This is a genomic window from Curtobacterium sp. Curtsp22 (assembly GCF_059492135.1).
The window spans coordinates 21,812-36,428 of the sequence record NZ_CP168519.1 but is presented as its reverse complement, the minus strand read 5'-3'; the positions used below and the strand labels follow the sequence as shown (position 1 = coordinate 36,428).

The window sequence follows — 14,617 nt, the reverse complement described above, 5'->3', positions numbered from 1 at the left end:
CGCAGCGATGCCCATCCATTTGCCCGCGAGCGACGAAGCGCAGCGGCGGCACCGCCGATCATCCTCCCGGCAGCCGTCCTCCCCGGCGAACCGGCGACGACCCCTGCGCCGACGATCGCCGCGCCGGACGACGAGTTCACGAACCAGTTCCTCGACCGCGTCGAGGCCCCGCCGAGGACTGGATGGCTCTACTCGACTCCGCCCTTACCAAGCTCCTCTGCCGCAGTTTCAACGGTTCGGCGCGCATCCGCGGCCTCGCGGCCACCGGCAAGACCGTCGTCGGACTCCACCGCGCGGCCTACCTCGCACGCTCGAGCGGCGGTCGCGTGCTCTTCAGGACGGGCATCGGCACACTGCCGAACGTCCTCAAGTCACTCCCAGCGCCGGAGATGGTCGGCGCGGACGACCAGTTCTACGACATCGAGGGTGTGGGCGGCATCGGCGATGCGACCTCGGCGAACTCACGCCCGGGTCCAGTTCCGGCGTTCCACCGGTTCGCAAGCCGCGCCGAGCGGACCACGACCGTTCCAAGCTCGAAGGACTGAGCGAGGTCCTCCGGCTGATTGGGACTGGGCGCGGCGACGTAGGGATCCTGCTTGCCGTCATCGGACAGCAGGTCGCAGCTCTTCTCCGAGTTCGGAGCGAGTACCCCACCGTAGGCGCGGAGCGCGATCGTCTCGGCGAGGTCGCCGAGCGGCGCGTTCCGCGTCCGCACGAGCCCGCGCCGGAGAAGCTCGTCGACCACTGCAACCGATGCGGCGAGCAACTGCCGAATCGACAGAGCGGTGGGATCGAACGGCAGGACGGGCGGCTTCACGGTTGCACTGTACGGCCGGCACTATCGGACAGACGTCTCGACCGGCTTCAGCCGGAAGAGGCACTGGGTCGGATTGTAGGCACCGACCGTCGCCGTCACGCCGAGGTTCGTACCCTCGCCGATCGTGTCCGGCACGTCGCCCGTGTAGTGCATGTCGAACGTCGTGTTGACGTCCTCGAACTGGAACGACGGACCACGGTTCGACGTCGTGCTGTAGTCGCCGGCGCCGATGAGCATGTCGTAGCGCGTGGCGTAGCTGCCGTGGTTGTTCATCTTCAGAATCGAACCGTCGAACGCGATCGTGCGTCCTTCGTACTGCTTCGCAAAGGCGTCGATCGACGGGTCGCAGTTGTCGCCGAGCTGCAGCAGCGCGGCGAGCTCCGGCGAGTTCGCTGCAGTGAGGACGGCTGGCTCGGCCTGGGGGTCCGACGTCGGCGTGGCTGACGGCTCCGGCGACTCGACGCGAGATCCGGCCGTCGAGCTGGCGGAGGGCGGATCCGCTACAGCGTCACTTCCACCGTTGCTGTCGTCGCCAAACACCCCCGTCGCACCGAGGACGATCACCACGACGATCGCCGCGGCGACTCCCCCGCCGATCACGATGGTTCGGCGGGAGAGTTTCCGTACCGGTCGCCGGAGGATGAGCTCGGACTGCAGCCGGCCCTGCTTCTGCGAGACGACCTCCCATCCGTCCTGCTCCCAACGTGCTGCCGTGCGCGCTTCCATGCCACGGACGCACTTGACCGTGCGTGTCTCGTACCGAACTGCCTCGTCGGTCATGCGTTCCCCGTTCTGATCCGTCGCCGATGTTCGCGACCGCCGAAGCCTATTGGGAGCGATGTGGACGACCGATACCGAGATCCCCGTCCGGGTGGGAAGTGCGCCTTCCGTTCGGGATCGCGCATCAGCGGTGTGCGTGACGGTCGAGCGCCTCGAGTACCGCTCCGGCAGTTCGCCCGTCAGTGAAGGCGATCACGTAGGTTCGCCCGTCTCGCATCACGAACCGCACGCCTGCGTCGCCGCCGACTGAGTAGAGACGACCTCGGCTCGCTCTCGCCGATCCCTTGATCCCCCACCCGCCGTACTCGGCGTACGCGTCGATCTGGACGAGATCCGCCGTCTGGATGTCTCGACGAACCAGGCGCGTTCTCCAGAACGGTGCCAAACCGACCGTGACGTGGTCGGGTGAGCACGTCACGAACGCGGCGGTCCTGGCTGCAGATGACGTCGCCCACGCCAGACCACCGCTGACGGCTACGAGCACCACGATCGACGGGAGGTCGAACTGTCTGCGCGCGGCCTCGGCGACAGCAATCACGACGACCGGGGCGAGCACGATCACCGTCGCGAAGAACGCTCCGCGACCCGCGAAGCTGCGGAAGGAGCGGTCAACCGCTGACATGCTCAGCCCCCTGCGCGCGTCCGAGGCGCCAATGGATGACTTGCGCGAGACTCGTGGCTTCGTGGGGCCGCACGAGGAGCAGGATGTCCGCGGCGATCATGATCATCGAGAAGCTCCAGAGTCCCATGAGGCAAGCGATCGCGAGGTGGAACACCACGGCGAGGAGCAGGAACAGTCTCCTCGCCCGCTGCGGCAGGAAGACGGCACCGACCAACGCGAGCTGCAGTGCGAGCGTTCCGTAGGTCAACACGACCGTGAACGGCAACCACGCCAGAGCAGATCGAACGACATCACCGATCGGGGCGGGTGGAGCGAACACCGGGTTCTGCATCCAGTACCACAGCGCAGTGCCGTCGGACCACTCGAGTACCGCGAACTTCGCGACGCTCGCTTGGAAGTACACGCCCATCATCTGCAGCACCCACAACCCGACAGCGGCGTAGGCAATGCTCGGGACCCACGGGCTGCGACGCCCGTACCTGCTGTCCCGCGACCAGTGCCAACGGCGCCGATCGAGCAGCAGGATCGGAACGAGGATGAGCGTCAAGTTCGCAGCGAGGTGTTCGCCACCGTCGACGGCGGTGCTCGAGGCCATCAGGCTCCACGTCACCCACCAGTGCGGGAGAGCGGTGACCGCCGGGAGGATCCCCGAGATCACGAGTGCGAGCACGACCACCGCAATCCACCGCGCCGGTTCGAGCTGCCCGTTCGAGGACCCGATGCAGAAGAGTGACATCCACGAGGTCGCATTCGCACAGTTCGTACCGCTCGGGAACGTGGCGCTCCGGAAGAAGAGCTGATCGGTCGGTGTGAGCACGAGCGTCAGCAGCGCTGCCGCCGCGACGATCGAGCGGACGAGTCCCAACACCGGAGAGAACGGGCTGACGGCGGCGATGTACCGTGCCCAAGCAGAGTGTCCGCTGCCTTCTGCGCGTCGGCACGCTGCCGCGATCGTCGTGGCCGTCATGCGGCATCGCCGAGATGGTGGCACCGGACATCTGCACGGATGGCCTTCGTCGGAGCGTCGTACTCGAGGCCGGCGAAGTCGATCGAAATCGGACTGATGTCGAGTAGGAGTACCTCGCCACAGAGTCGGAGGTCGTAGCCGTCCGCGGTCCACCGCTGCACCCCTCGCTCCGACTCCGCTCGCCTCGCACAATCCGTGGCGGAACTTCCGGTGCAGTCGGACCAGAGATCGTCGATGTCCGTTCCACCGACGATCTGCGAGACGTCGTACTCGTCCAGTCGCGACGCGCGATCGAAGCCGAATGCGTTCTCGAGGGTGGCGTTCGGTCCTCGGGAGACCGGCTGCCATCGACCCGTCTCCGCGCGGGCCCATGCCTGCGTGATCGGCTCGCGCGGGTCACGTGTGAAGAAGCCCCACCCTTGCGGCGCGACCTCGCCGACGATCTGGAGTGCGTCCGAGACAAGGCCGGTTGCGTGCGTCTTCACGGGAAGAGATGCGAAGCCGACCGTGGCCACGACGGCGACCGCCGCCGCCGCGGCCACGGCCATCGTGGTGACGCGGGAACTCACGCCGGCAGCGCCTGGCCGACGCGCGTCGCGTTCGCCAGGAACTTCTCGTGCTTCACTCGCTCGGTACCCGTGTCGGCCCCTCGTCCACAGCCGACCCAGGCACCGCACCAGGCGTACACGGACACGAGCACCGCTGCCGCAGCCGTGATCGCGGCGGCATTGTGGACAACCGCTCCGGCGTACACCGCGAACGCCACCGCCGCGACACACGCGGCGACTGCGCCACACATCGGTACGACCGCGCTCGAGCTGTACTTCTGCGTTGCTGCCTCGAGTTCCTCCGCCGAGTAGGTCTCTTCGACGTACGACTCGAAGGCACCGCCGAGCATGCGGAATCCGTCTTCGACCGTGTTCACCGAGCCCGAGCGGATGTCATCGACTGCCTGCTCGACGGCCGAGGCTCGGGACGCGACGAGACCGTCACGTGCGTCACGCGCGTAGGTCTCGATGCGCTGAAGTTCGTCTCCGGAGAACACCGTGTCGATGCTCGTACCGAGTTGCTGAGCGACCGGCCCGACACCGAAGAGCGCGCCGTCGATGAGCAGCAGGTCTTGATCAGAGAGGCCACTCTGCCCAGCCGGCTGATTGGTTTCGCGTTCCGTGGCCACGGCCGGCGGCGCGACGACCAGCGCCGCGACCAACGAACCGACGACGGCCAGCCCGACCGCGCCGGAATGCGCTCCGCGAAATGAGATCGTGATCATGATTCCCTCCCGGCGGAGCAACTGCGCTCCACTCACAGAGGGACGGTACTGATACTTCACTCACCCGGCAAGTGATATTCACATTTCTGCACGCTCGGCCGAGGCCTCACCACGTCAACACGAACCGCCCCCGCGTCCCCCCAGCCTCGAGCCGCTCATGCGCCTCCCCAGCCCGCGAGGCCGGCAGCACCTCCGCAACCCGCGGCGTCACCGTCCCACTCTCCACCGCATGCCGCAGCTGCTCGAGCTTCTCGAACGACCGGTACTCCGCGAACACGGCGATCTGCTCGAACCGGATCCCGCGAGCCCCGTCGCCCTCCCACCCCCGCACGTCGAGGAACACTCCCCCGTCGCGCACGGCATCGACCACCGACGCCCGCTGCACCGCAGCATCGGCGAGCGCATCGACCCCGTCCGGCACGAGCGCACGCACCGCGGCAGCGAACCCATCCCCACGCGCCACGATGTACGCCGGCCCGAGCGACCGGACCAGCGCCTCGTCCGCAGGAGCAGCATCGGCGATGACGGTGAGACCAGCAGCGACACCGAGCTGCACGACGTAGTTCCCGAGCAACCCCGCAGCACCGGTCACGGCGAGCGTCTGCCCCGGAGCGAGCCCCGCCCGCGAGAGGATCTGCAACGCCGTCAGCCCATTCATCGGCACCGTGGACGCGAGCGGAAGCGACGTCCCCCGAGGGATCCGCGTGAACGACCCGACCGGCGCGACGAGCTCCTCGACGTACGCACCCCCGTGCGCGCTGAGCGGCAGCGCGATCGCCATGACCTCGTCGCCGACCTCCCACCCGGAGACATCGGGCCCGACCTCGTCGATGACCCCGGCGGCGTCCATCCCCGGCACGTACGGCGGCGACGCCTGCGAGCTGTCCCGCTGGCCGGCGCGCACACCGGTGTCGGTCGGGTTCACGGCGAACGCCTGCACCCGGATCCGCACGGACCCCGCACCGGCGTGCGGCTCCGGCACCTCGTGGACGGCGAGGGCCTCCGGCCCTCCGAACTGTTCGACTCCTACGACCTTCACCGTTCCGGTCTACCGGACGACGCTCGGCCGCACCCAGCGAGCGGGCTGGTCGCGGTGGTCGGGACGCACCATCCGTCGGACTGGAGGCGCGGATCACCGCCGACCCGCGCCTCCAGTCCGGCACTGGGCCGGCTACACGGCGGGGGCGAGCGCCAGCTGTTCGCGCGCCACCACGGCGTCGGCGGCCGGGGGCCGGCCGTACGCCTCGCGGTAGTCCCGCGAGAAGTGGGAGGCGCTGCGGTAGCCGACGGCGGCCGCGGCGCGGGCGGCGGTGTCGGCGTGCAGGACCATCCGGCGGCGCGCTTCCCCGAGTCGGGAGCGCTTGAGGTACTGCGCGGGTGACATGCCGGTGGCCTGCTTGAAGCGGACGAAGAGGGTGCTCTCGCTGACGCGGAGTTCGCGGGCGAGGCGCTCCATCGTCCACGGTTCGACCATCTGCCCGGTCAGGAGTGCAGTCGCCGCCGCGACCAGTCCGGCGTCAGCTCCGGCTCGGTCAAGCGCGGCGGTGATGCGTGGCGCCTGCGAGGTCTGCAGCAGGCGGAGGACGATCTCGCGCGAGACGAGGGGGAACAGGACGGGGATGTCCTCGGGGGCGTCGAGCAGCGCGAGCAGTCGGCTGAAGGCATCGGCGAGCGGGGTCGTCCACTCGCCGAGTCGTGGGAGGTCCGTGCGGCTCGTGCTGGACATCGTGCTCGACATCGACGCCACGACCTCGCCGACGACGACCGGGTCGAGCTTCCAGACCGCCGAGACGAAGCCGTCGCTCCCTGCCGTGTCGAGCACCCCGGCGACCACGGGCAGGTCCACGGGCGTGATGATGAACCGCTCGCGGCCCCAGACCTGGTCGTCGTCCCCGACGATCGAACGCTTCCGGCCGCGGAGGACGACGGACAACGACGGGACGTACCGCCGGTCGAAGAGTCCGGTCGGCTCGTGGACGCGGGAGACGGTCAGGCCGAGTGCTTCGGCCCGCTGCACCGAGGCGGGACGGGCGACGGTGTCGACGGTGGACGCTCGTTCGAGCACGGCGGCGTGCCGCGAGGCCACTTCCACCGCGCGGTCGAGGTGCTGCGCCGTGCGATCGTCCACGTGCCCACGCTACGCAGTTCCCCTGGCGTGGAGGAACTCGTGCGGGATCCGGCAAGGTTCCCGCTGGATCCGGCAAGGTGCGGGGCTGCCCGGGGATCGAGCATCGATGCATGACCACTGCACCCCGTGACCAGACCACCGTCCACACCGCCCTGGTGACCGGCGCCTCGAGCGGCATCGGGGAGGCCATCGCCCGCGAGCTCGCTGCCGCCGGCATGACCGTCGCGGTGCACGGCCGCGACGCCGTCCGCACGCGTGCCGTCGCCGACGACATCGAGCGCCAGGGTGGCCGAGCCCTCCCGATCGTGGCGGACCTCTCCGCCGGTGCTCCCGACGCCCGGGCGTTCGCCGAGTCGGCCCGGGAGCTGCTCGGCGGGCACGTCGACGTCCTCGTGAACAACGCCGGCGTCTACCCCGGCGGTCCGACGGAGTCCATGTCCGACGACACCGTCGACGCGCTGCTCGCGACGAACATCCGGGCGCCGCACGTCCTCGTGGCCTCGCTCGCTCCGTCGATGGCGACGCGGGTGTCCGGCGTCGTCGTGAACATCGGCTCGTGGATGGCCCGGGTCGGTGTGCCGTTCATGGGGCTCTACCCGGCGACGAAGGCCGCGGTCGAGCAGCTGACCCGGGCGTGGGCGGCCGAGTACGGGCAGCGCGGGGTGCGGGTCGTGACGGTGGCGCCGGGGGCCACGGCGACGCCGGGGAACGCAGACTCGGCGGACGTGCTGGCGGCGATGACGCAGGGGACGCCCGCGGGGGTACCGGTGCAGCCGATCGACATCGCTCGCGCCGTTCGGTGGGTGGTGTCGGACGAGGCGGCGTTCGTGAACGGCGGGACGCTCGACGTCGACGGTGGGATCGCGTCCACGCGGATGCGCTGAGGGCACATCGCTGCCCGTCAGGGCGCCCCGGACGGGATGCAGTCGCTCTCCACCAGCAGCACGTTGTCGGCCCTGAGCCACGAGATCGTGGCGTCGGCGGAGGAGACACTGAGCTCGAGGCGGCCGTTCCGCTCATCGAACCCGGTGCGGTCACCCTCGGTGTCCCACGAAGCCCGGAGCGCCTTCTCCGCACTTGAGCGATCGACCTCGTCCCCGAGCCGGATGCGCTCGTGGAAGGACCGACAGGCGTTGCCGCGACGGTTCGACCGTCAGCCCCTCGGACTTCCACAGGCGCTGGAACGTCTGTGCGACCGATCGGGCATCCGTCTCGGTCTTCACCGGCACGAAGTAGCCGAAGCGGACGCCGCCCGGGCACTTCTCGGCAGACGGTTCCGGTGTCTCCGGCCACGGCACGTCGACTGCGGCCTCGGTCTTCAGCAGCAGTTCCACGGCCGCGGCTCGGGCTTGCTCCGGGGGCTGCAGAGCCGTCCCGGTGCATCCCGTCAGGGAGATCGTCAGACAGCTCACGGAGAGCACCGGCGCGATCCGCTTCCGCTGGGAGCCGATCGTTCTCGACCGCACCGATCAGTCCTCGTAGTCGTCCGGCGAGCCCTCGGCGCACTGGGAGTCGACGTAGAGGCTGATGCCACGCTGACTGAACTGGAACGATCCCCAGGGCTTCCCGTCCGCGCGCGCGGTTGCCGAGTACGCGACGCCGTACTTCCCGAAGTCCTCCTGCGAGGGTCGCACGTCCAGCCCCTTCGTCCTCCAGAACTCCTCGAACGAAGTGGCGAGTTCCTTCGGATCGGTCTTCTGGTCGATCGTCACGAGGTACTGGAACCGGACTCCGTCGTCCCCGTCGGAGCACCGCGTGGCTACCGGATCCGGAACCTCGGGCCATGCGAGCGGCTCGTGGTCCATGGTCTCTCGCAGAAACGCCACCGCGTTCTGCTTCGCCTCATCTGGTTGCATCTTGTCTCCCCCGTTCGAAGCACAGGCCGTCGCCGTCGTGAGCAGGCCGACCACGGCGACGAACCCGAGGAAGGACTTCGACAAGCTGTTCACGGCATCGTCGCTTTCGCAGTTCCCAACAGCGTCTTCGTACCGCTGTCGAGGTACCCGACGTTCCGGGAATCCGGGTCCGCGGCGAGGTCGTGTACGTTCACCGTCCTCGTTCCATCCGTCTGCATCTCCGTCGCGCCGAAGCCCTGTGTCGGGTCTGCACGGTGCGGGTCACTGAACGTGCGCCCGAACGCGGCGATGCCCCACTTCTCGTTGGCCTGCGCAGCATACATGTGGGCAGCGTGGGTCGCTGCGGCGTCGGGGACGGACGAGGGGATGCCCGCCGATCCGAGCGTGACGAAGGAATGGATCTCCAAGGCGCTGTCGCTCGCGAGCGCGAGCGCGGCAGTCGTCGAACCGTACGAGTGGGCCACGACGTTCAATTGGATGTCCGGCCTGGTGGCGCGGACACCAGCCAGGTCTGCGCTGAGCGTCGCAGCACCAGCGCGGGCAGAGTCCTCATGGAGAACGGCCGTGTCACCGGTTGCCAGGAAGTTCGGGGGTGACTCGTAACCGAGCCACGTCACGTACGCGCTGGCATCACCGCTCATCTGCTGTTGCGACTGCTGCACGGTCGATCCGGTCCGCATGTACTGCGTGGTGTCGGCCAGCGAGCTCCCCATACCGGGGACGAGGAAGGTGACGCTGCTCGCGCTGTCCAGATCGCCGACCGAGAACGCGCCCAACGGCGGCTGGCCGTCGCGGAAGGCCACCATCTGTCGCGGCAGGGGATACCGGAGGTTCAGGTCGGTCCTCGCGCCGGCCACGAAGTTGTTCAGCTGGTTGTACCGCAGCAGTGCCGCGTTCAATGCGTGCCCCGCCGCGACCTGCCCATGGCCACCGATCGCCCGCGTGTAACGTCTCCTCGCAACCCGCAGGTCGTCCTGCGCCTGCGCGTAGGCCCGCTGCGCACTCAACCGGTTCGCCTGGTCCCGCGCCCAGTACGGCACGCCGTTCAGGTTCCCGATCACCGCCGGCAACGCCGTGATCAGCGCGTCCTGCGCCACCGAGTGCTCGCCGGCGGACCCCCGACCCCCGAGCCCGTCCCACCATGCCTGCACGGTCTCGGGCGGCATCCCGGCGAGCCGATCGGCGACCGACGGGTCCTGCGCCGCCAGGACCTCGGGCGGCATCGCGGCGACGGCGGCGAGGAAGTCTGCGTCGCTCATCCTGCCGAGCGTCCCCGAGTACGAGGGCGCCACGCCGAGGACCTCGGTGTCGGACAGCCCGGCCGACGCAGCACGGTCCGCGGAGGCGCGCCTTCGGACGAGTGCATCCCACTCGGTATCGAGACGGGACACGGTCGCTGCGAGGTCGTCCGCGTCGGACTGCAGCCGGCGAGCCTGTCGTGCGTCAGCATCGGTGGCGTCCTTCGCCGCGGCGGCCAGCTTCGCCGTGGAGAGGGACAGGGCGGTGACGGCAGTGTCCATGGCGGTGGTCAACTGGGACGCACGGATGCGCTCGGCCTCGTCTTGGATCTGCCGCACTTCGTCGGCGTAGGCGTCGAGCACGTCGATGGCGGCGTCGAGTCGACCGATGATGCGCTGTGCTGCGGGTGCGATCGTGCCGACGGTGGCGGAGAACCGGTCCTTCGACGCGCCCTCCCAGTCGGCTGCGTCATCGGCGGCACGAGCCACCGTCGTGGCTCCGGTGCGGAGGTCGTCCTGGTAGTCGGCGAGTGCGCGGGAGAGCTTCGTGACGGCGGCCGGCTCGCCGGCGAGCGGGTCGGCCGTCATCCCTTGCCCCCGGCCTTGCCCGCGAGGTCGTCGTCGGCGTCCCGCACGAGCGACTTCGTGTCGTGCGCGTACTGCCCGAGCGTGCGGCTGGTGTCACCCAGCCACGCAGCCGATCGCTGCTGCGCGGCACGGAACGTCGCGAAGGCCGCGGCCACGTCGTCGGCGCCGAAGACTCCACCGTCAGCCGGCATCGAGGCCCCGTCGAACGTCTTCGTCGCCGACTCCAGGGCGTGGTACACGCCGTCGAGCGTGCTGTACGAAACCCGCAGGTCGGCCATCGTCTCCCCTTCCGACGTCGCACCCACCGCGACGCCCCCACCGGCAACATATCACGCACGTTGCCGGACGCAACCAGCCTGTGGACGACCGGTGCGCGGCCAGGCCGCACCGCGCCTCCAGTCCGGCGGGCCATCCTCCGATCGGAGGATGCGGGTCGAGCCACCCGGCCGAGCCACCACCGGGCACGACCGGCCAGGCTGGACCCATGCCCGACACCCCCGCCATCGAGGTCCACCACCTCACGAAGCAGTACGCCACCGGCAAACGCGCCGTGGACGACGTCTCCTTCGACATCCCCCGCGGCGAGACCTTCGCGCTCCTCGGCCCGAACGGCGCCGGCAAGACCACCACGGTCGAGATCCTCGAGGGCTACCGCACCCGCACCGACGGCGACGTCCGGGTGCTCGGCCACGACCCCGCCCGCACGAGCCGCAGCCACAACGCACGCATCGGCATCGTCCTGCAGACCAGCGCCGAGTCCCCCAACGTCACCGTCGCGGAACAGCTCCGGCACTTCACGACCTTGTACCCGCGGCACCGCAGCGTCGAGGAACTCCTCGAGAAGACCGGGCTCGAGCCGCAGCGCAACACCCGCATCAGCAGACTGAGCGGCGGCCAACGGCGCCGCGTCGACGTCGCCCTCGGCATCATCGGCCGCCCCGAGGTCCTCTTCCTCGACGAGCCCACGACCGGCTTCGACCCGGAGGCCCGGCGCCGCTTCTGGGACCTCATCGACGAGGTCAAGCGCGAGGGCACGACGATCCTCCTCACCACGCACTACCTCGACGAGGCCGCACACCTCGCCGACCGGGCAGCGGTCATCGCCGACGGCCGGCTGCTCGACATCGCCCCGATCGACGAGATCGGCGGCGCCGAGGCTCGCACCCCACGCGTCAGGTGGCGTGACGACGTCGGCGAACCCCACGAACGGCGGACGAACGAACCGACCGCCCTGATCCGGAGCACCCCGGAACCCATGCACGACCTCGAAGTCATCCGCCCGTCCCTCGAGGACGTCTACCTCGGAATGGTCGGCCACCGATGAGCACCACGACGACGAACACGCGCACCGCGAACGCCGCCAAGAACGCCGCCACGATCGGCGCGCACCGCATCGGCTACGAACTCCGCTCGTACTTCCGAGCCCCCGACGCCGTCTTCTTCACCTTCCTCTTCCCCATCGTGATGCTGGCGCTCTTCTCGGTCGCGTTCAGCAGCGCGCCGGACATCCAGGCGGGCCCGAACGTCAGCGTCGACTACGCCACGTACTACCTGCCCGGCCTGGTCGCGACGGGCATCCTGCTGTCGGGCACGCAGTCCCTCGGCGTCGACATAGCGGGCGAACGCAGCGACGGCACGTTGAAGCGTCTGGGCGGCACACCCCTGCCGGTGGTGAGCTACTTCATCGGCAAGATCGGCATGGTCCTCGTCACGACGGTCGTGCAGACCGCCCTGCTGCTGGCGATCGCGAGCCTCGTGTTCGGCGTGGACCTCCCCACCGACGGCGGCGCGTGGGCGCACTTCGCGGGCATCATGCTCCTCGGGGTCGCGACGAGCTGCGTCCTCGGCATCGCGATCTCGGCGCTCCCCCGTGAGGGCCGCCGCGCCACCGCCACGATCGTCCCCATCGTCCTGGTCCTCCAGTTCATCTCCGGCGTCTACCTCCCCTTCACGCAACTCCCAGACTGGCTGCAGAACGTCGCGTCCGTCTTCCCCCTGCGGTGGATGGCCTCCGGCATGCGGTCGGTCTTCCTGCCCGACGCGTTCGCGTCCGCCGAGCCAGGAGGCGCGTGGCACCTCGGCCTCGGAGCCCTCGTCCTGACAGCGTGGCTGGTCGTGGGCGCGGTGGCCTGCCTGCTGACGTTCCGGTGGAATCGCAAGGACGCGTGATCCGGCCTGTGGAAAACCGCTCGGCAGCATCCGGGCGATGGGATGCTGAGGCCATGGACCGCATCACGGCGCACCGCAACTGGGGCCTGCACGTGGCGTTCGGCGTCACGATCGCCCTCGTCGCGGTGATCACCGTGCTCGGGTGGTCCCCGTGGGCGGACCGCTGGCCGGCGTTCGCGATGCTCGGCGTCCTCGCCGTGGCCTACGCGGCGTACGGCTGGCGCGGCTACGAGGTCCCCCGCGCTGCCGCCGGCTTCGTGCCGCTGCTGGTGTTCGCGGCGCTCGTGCTCCCCGCGGTCGTCCCGAGCACCGCCCTCGTGCAGTGCATCCTCTTCCCCGTCGCGTGGTGCCAGATCGACCGGACACGGACGGCGCTCGCGGTCTCGGTCGCGATCGGCGTCGCCGCGGGGGTCGGTCTCCAGATCGCGAGCGGCCCGGACAGCCTCGTCAGCACGGTCCTCATCGAGGGCGTCAGCATCGCGGGTGCCTGCGCGCTCGGACTCTGGATCACCCGGATCGCCGAACTCTCCGACGAACGACGCCGCCTGCTCGACGAACTCCGCGCGACGCAGGACTCCCTCGCCGAGGCCCACCGCAGCGCCGGCGTGACGAGCGAACGCGAACGCCTCGCCCGCGAGATCCACGACACCGTCGCACAGAACCTCGCCGGCATCGTCATGCTCACCGAGCGCGCCCGCGGGGACCTCGCGGCCGAACGCATCGATCGACTCGACGAGCGACTCACCATCCTCGAGGAGTCGGCGCGCGCAGCACTCGAAGAGTCCCGCACCCTCGTCGCGGCGGGTGCTGCCGGAGTGGCGGGCGACGGACTCGGCGCCGCCCTGCACCGCCTCGGCGAACGGTTCACGCGCGAGACCGGCGTACCGGTCACGGTCGAGGCAGCGGACTGCGCGCTGGACCGCGACACGCAGGTGGTGCTGCTCCGCGCCGCCCAGGAGGCACTGGCCAACGTCCGCGCGCACGCCCACGCCGCCACGGCGCGGGTCGCACTGCACGTGGCAGCCGACCGGGTCGGCCTGCGAGTCTCGGACGACGGCGTCGGCTTCGACGCGTCCCTCCCGACCGCCGGCCGCGGGTTGCGGGGCCTGCGCGAGCGGCTCGCCCTCGCCGGCGGCACCTGCGCGATCACGAGCGACGCCGGACGTGGCACCGTCGTCGAGGTGACGCTGCCCGCCGGGGCCGAGCCGCGCCTCCCGGCAGTCGACGCACCACTGACGGAGGTGCACCGGTGATCCGCGTCGTCGTGGCGGACGACCACCCCATCGTCCGCGCCGGCATCGTCGCGCTGCTCCAGGACGCCGACGACGTCGAGGTGGTCGGGCAGGCGAGCGACGGCGAGGCGGCGGTCGCGATCACGCTCGCTGAACGACCCGACGTCGTCCTGATGGACCTCCGCATGCCCGGCCTCGACGGCGACGACGCGACCGCGCGGATCCTCGCCCGCGAGCCGGGCGTCCGCGTGCTCATCCTGACGACCTACGAGTCGGACGACCAGATCCTCGCCGCGATCGAGGCCGGTGCCGCGGGGTACCTGCTCAAGGCGGCGCCGGAATCGGAGATCCTCGCGGGCCTCCGCGCGACGGCACGGGGTGGGACGGCACTCGCACCCTCGGCCGCAGCTGCCCTCGTCCGCCGGGCGACCGGCAAGCCCACGACCGGGCCGACACTGTCACCGCGCGAGCTCGAGGTCCTGCAGCTCGTCGCGCAGGGCAACTCGAACCCGGCGATCGGCCGCACGCTCTTCCTCAGTGAAACCACCGTCAAGACGCACCTCGGGCACGTGTTCGAGAAGCTCGGCGTGAACGACCGGACGCGCGCCGTGACCCGCGCGATGGAGCTCGGCCTGCTGCGCTGACCCCGCCCCGACGGTCCCGCGGTCGCCCAGGAGCTCGCCGCCCTCCGGACGAACCGTCATCGACGGCGTCCACCAGGAGTCACCGCGGGACCACTGGCAGTTCCAGCTCGACATCGACGAGGCCCGCCAGAGATGGACGCTCGACCGATCGGAGCAGCCTGAGCGCGTGACCGTTCCGGTTCGCGTTCTCCGGGGATCCCGAACCAGAACGGTCAGAGGCGACCACACGATCCCGTCCGCGCCGCACCGAACCGCACCACGGCACGCCGCGATCCCGCCTCCGCCCCACCGGACGGGAGGCGC

General features: G+C 70.1%; 17 protein-coding genes. 5 read left to right on the top strand and 12 right to left on the bottom strand.

Translation table 11 applies throughout. The features are described 5' to 3' along the window. Positions 1 to 412 precede the first annotated feature (412 nt). The 8 genes from ACEN8D_RS00150 to ACEN8D_RS00115 form a co-directional block, all read right to left on the bottom strand. Entirely contained in the window at positions 413 to 817 is a 405-nt protein-coding gene (locus ACEN8D_RS00150; protein ID WP_495601105.1) for a hypothetical protein, read from the bottom strand. A 21-nt stretch (positions 818 to 838) separates the two neighbouring features. Further along, positions 839 to 1,597 (bottom strand): DUF4839 domain-containing protein, encoded by a 759-nt coding sequence (locus tag ACEN8D_RS00145; protein WP_413398853.1) that lies wholly within the window; start codon positions 1,595 to 1,597, stop codon positions 839 to 841. 124 nt (positions 1,598 to 1,721) lie between these two features. Continuing rightward, on the bottom strand, positions 1,722 to 2,219 hold the full coding sequence (locus ACEN8D_RS00140; RefSeq protein ID WP_413461372.1) for a hypothetical protein: 498 nt from the start codon (positions 2,217 to 2,219) through the stop codon (positions 1,722 to 1,724). After that, on the bottom strand, positions 2,206 to 3,186 hold the full coding sequence (locus ACEN8D_RS00135) for a sporulation-delaying protein SdpB family protein (RefSeq protein ID WP_413398851.1): 981 nt from the start codon (positions 3,184 to 3,186) through the stop codon (positions 2,206 to 2,208). Before ACEN8D_RS00135 ends, ACEN8D_RS00140 begins: the two co-directional genes overlap by 14 nt. After that, a complete protein-coding gene (locus ACEN8D_RS00130; RefSeq protein ID WP_413398850.1) occupies positions 3,183 to 3,755 on the bottom strand; it encodes an SdpA family antimicrobial peptide system protein in 573 nt (190 codons plus the stop codon). Before ACEN8D_RS00130 ends, ACEN8D_RS00135 begins: the two co-directional genes overlap by 4 nt. Continuing rightward, complete coding sequence (locus ACEN8D_RS00125) at positions 3,752 to 4,459, bottom strand: sporulation delaying protein family toxin (protein WP_413398849.1); 708 nt, start codon at positions 4,457 to 4,459, stop codon at positions 3,752 to 3,754. Before ACEN8D_RS00125 ends, ACEN8D_RS00130 begins: the two co-directional genes overlap by 4 nt. A 106-nt stretch (positions 4,460 to 4,565) precedes the next feature. Beyond that, positions 4,566 to 5,498 (bottom strand): NADP-dependent oxidoreductase, encoded by a 933-nt coding sequence (locus ACEN8D_RS00120; protein ID WP_495601104.1) that lies wholly within the window; start codon positions 5,496 to 5,498, stop codon positions 4,566 to 4,568. Between the two features lie 132 nt (positions 5,499 to 5,630). Beyond that, complete coding sequence (locus ACEN8D_RS00115; RefSeq protein WP_413461615.1) at positions 5,631 to 6,587, bottom strand: AraC family transcriptional regulator; 957 nt, start codon at positions 6,585 to 6,587, stop codon at positions 5,631 to 5,633. 110 nt (positions 6,588 to 6,697) lie between these two features. Between ACEN8D_RS00115 and ACEN8D_RS00110 the strand changes: the two genes are divergently transcribed. Continuing rightward, positions 6,698 to 7,471, top strand: a complete 774-nt coding sequence (locus ACEN8D_RS00110; RefSeq protein WP_413461616.1) for an SDR family NAD(P)-dependent oxidoreductase — start codon at positions 6,698 to 6,700, stop codon at positions 7,469 to 7,471. Positions 7,472 to 7,621: 150 nt separating this feature from the next. Here the strand turns inward: ACEN8D_RS00110 and ACEN8D_RS00105 are convergent, their stop codons facing one another. The 4 genes from ACEN8D_RS00105 to ACEN8D_RS00090 form a co-directional block, all read right to left on the bottom strand. Beyond that, positions 7,622 to 7,921 (bottom strand): hypothetical protein, encoded by a 300-nt coding sequence (locus ACEN8D_RS00105; protein WP_495601103.1) that lies wholly within the window; start codon positions 7,919 to 7,921, stop codon positions 7,622 to 7,624. A gap of 135 nt (positions 7,922 to 8,056) precedes the next feature. Further along, the gene (locus tag ACEN8D_RS00100) at positions 8,057 to 8,527 is read right to left on the bottom strand and encodes a hypothetical protein (protein WP_495601102.1); all 471 of its coding nucleotides are present in this window, start codon (positions 8,525 to 8,527) and stop codon (positions 8,057 to 8,059) included. Positions 8,528 to 8,532: 5 nt separating this feature from the next. Continuing rightward, positions 8,533 to 10,269, bottom strand: a complete 1,737-nt coding sequence (locus ACEN8D_RS00095; RefSeq protein ID WP_413399097.1) for an alpha/beta hydrolase — start codon at positions 10,267 to 10,269, stop codon at positions 8,533 to 8,535. Next, positions 10,266 to 10,547, bottom strand: a complete 282-nt coding sequence (locus ACEN8D_RS00090; RefSeq protein WP_413399098.1) for a hypothetical protein — start codon at positions 10,545 to 10,547, stop codon at positions 10,266 to 10,268. Before ACEN8D_RS00090 ends, ACEN8D_RS00095 begins: the two co-directional genes overlap by 4 nt. Positions 10,548 to 10,753: 206 nt before the next feature. Here ACEN8D_RS00090 and ACEN8D_RS00085 point away from each other — a divergent pair, with 206 nt between their 5' ends. Genes ACEN8D_RS00085 through ACEN8D_RS00070 form a run of 4 tightly spaced genes read left to right on the top strand, consistent with a single transcriptional unit; the run spans position 10,754 to position 14,314 of the window. Beyond that, the gene (locus ACEN8D_RS00085) at positions 10,754 to 11,593 is read left to right on the top strand and encodes an ABC transporter ATP-binding protein (protein ID WP_309886721.1); all 840 of its coding nucleotides are present in this window, start codon (positions 10,754 to 10,756) and stop codon (positions 11,591 to 11,593) included. Beyond that, positions 11,590 to 12,438, top strand: a complete 849-nt coding sequence (locus ACEN8D_RS00080) for an ABC transporter permease (RefSeq protein WP_413399099.1) — start codon at positions 11,590 to 11,592, stop codon at positions 12,436 to 12,438. The genes ACEN8D_RS00085 and ACEN8D_RS00080 overlap by 4 nt, the downstream gene beginning before the upstream one ends. A gap of 53 nt (positions 12,439 to 12,491) precedes the next feature. Further along, entirely contained in the window at positions 12,492 to 13,691 is a 1,200-nt protein-coding gene (locus ACEN8D_RS00075; protein ID WP_413461617.1) for a sensor histidine kinase, read from the top strand. Further along, entirely contained in the window at positions 13,688 to 14,314 is a 627-nt protein-coding gene (locus ACEN8D_RS00070) for a response regulator transcription factor (protein WP_070418542.1), read from the top strand. Before ACEN8D_RS00075 ends, ACEN8D_RS00070 begins: the two co-directional genes overlap by 4 nt. Positions 14,315 to 14,617: the final 303 nt, after the last annotated feature.

Excerpts from the sequence above, each read along its gene's own strand:
- ACEN8D_RS00145 (WP_413398853.1), bottom strand. The coding sequence starts at position 1,597 with ATGACCGACGAGGCAGTTCGGTACGAGACACGCACGGTCAAGTGCGTC.
- ACEN8D_RS00140 (WP_413461372.1), bottom strand. The coding sequence starts at position 2,219 with ATGTCAGCGGTTGACCGCTCCTTCCGCAGCTTCGCGGGTCGCGGAGCG.
- ACEN8D_RS00090 (WP_413399098.1), bottom strand. The coding sequence starts at position 10,547 with ATGGCCGACCTGCGGGTTTCGTACAGCACGCTCGACGGCGTGTACCAC.
- ACEN8D_RS00135 (WP_413398851.1), bottom strand. The coding sequence starts at position 3,186 with ATGACGGCCACGACGATCGCGGCAGCGTGCCGACGCGCAGAAGGCAGC.
- ACEN8D_RS00085 (WP_309886721.1), top strand. The coding sequence starts at position 10,754 with ATGCCCGACACCCCCGCCATCGAGGTCCACCACCTCACGAAGCAGTAC.
- ACEN8D_RS00075 (WP_413461617.1), top strand. The coding sequence starts at position 12,492 with ATGGACCGCATCACGGCGCACCGCAACTGGGGCCTGCACGTGGCGTTC.
- ACEN8D_RS00095 (WP_413399097.1), bottom strand. The coding sequence starts at position 10,269 with ATGACGGCCGACCCGCTCGCCGGCGAGCCGGCCGCCGTCACGAAGCTC.
- ACEN8D_RS00110 (WP_413461616.1), top strand. The coding sequence starts at position 6,698 with ATGACCACTGCACCCCGTGACCAGACCACCGTCCACACCGCCCTGGTG.
- ACEN8D_RS00080 (WP_413399099.1), top strand. The coding sequence starts at position 11,590 with ATGAGCACCACGACGACGAACACGCGCACCGCGAACGCCGCCAAGAAC.
- ACEN8D_RS00125 (WP_413398849.1), bottom strand. The coding sequence starts at position 4,459 with ATGATCACGATCTCATTTCGCGGAGCGCATTCCGGCGCGGTCGGGCTG.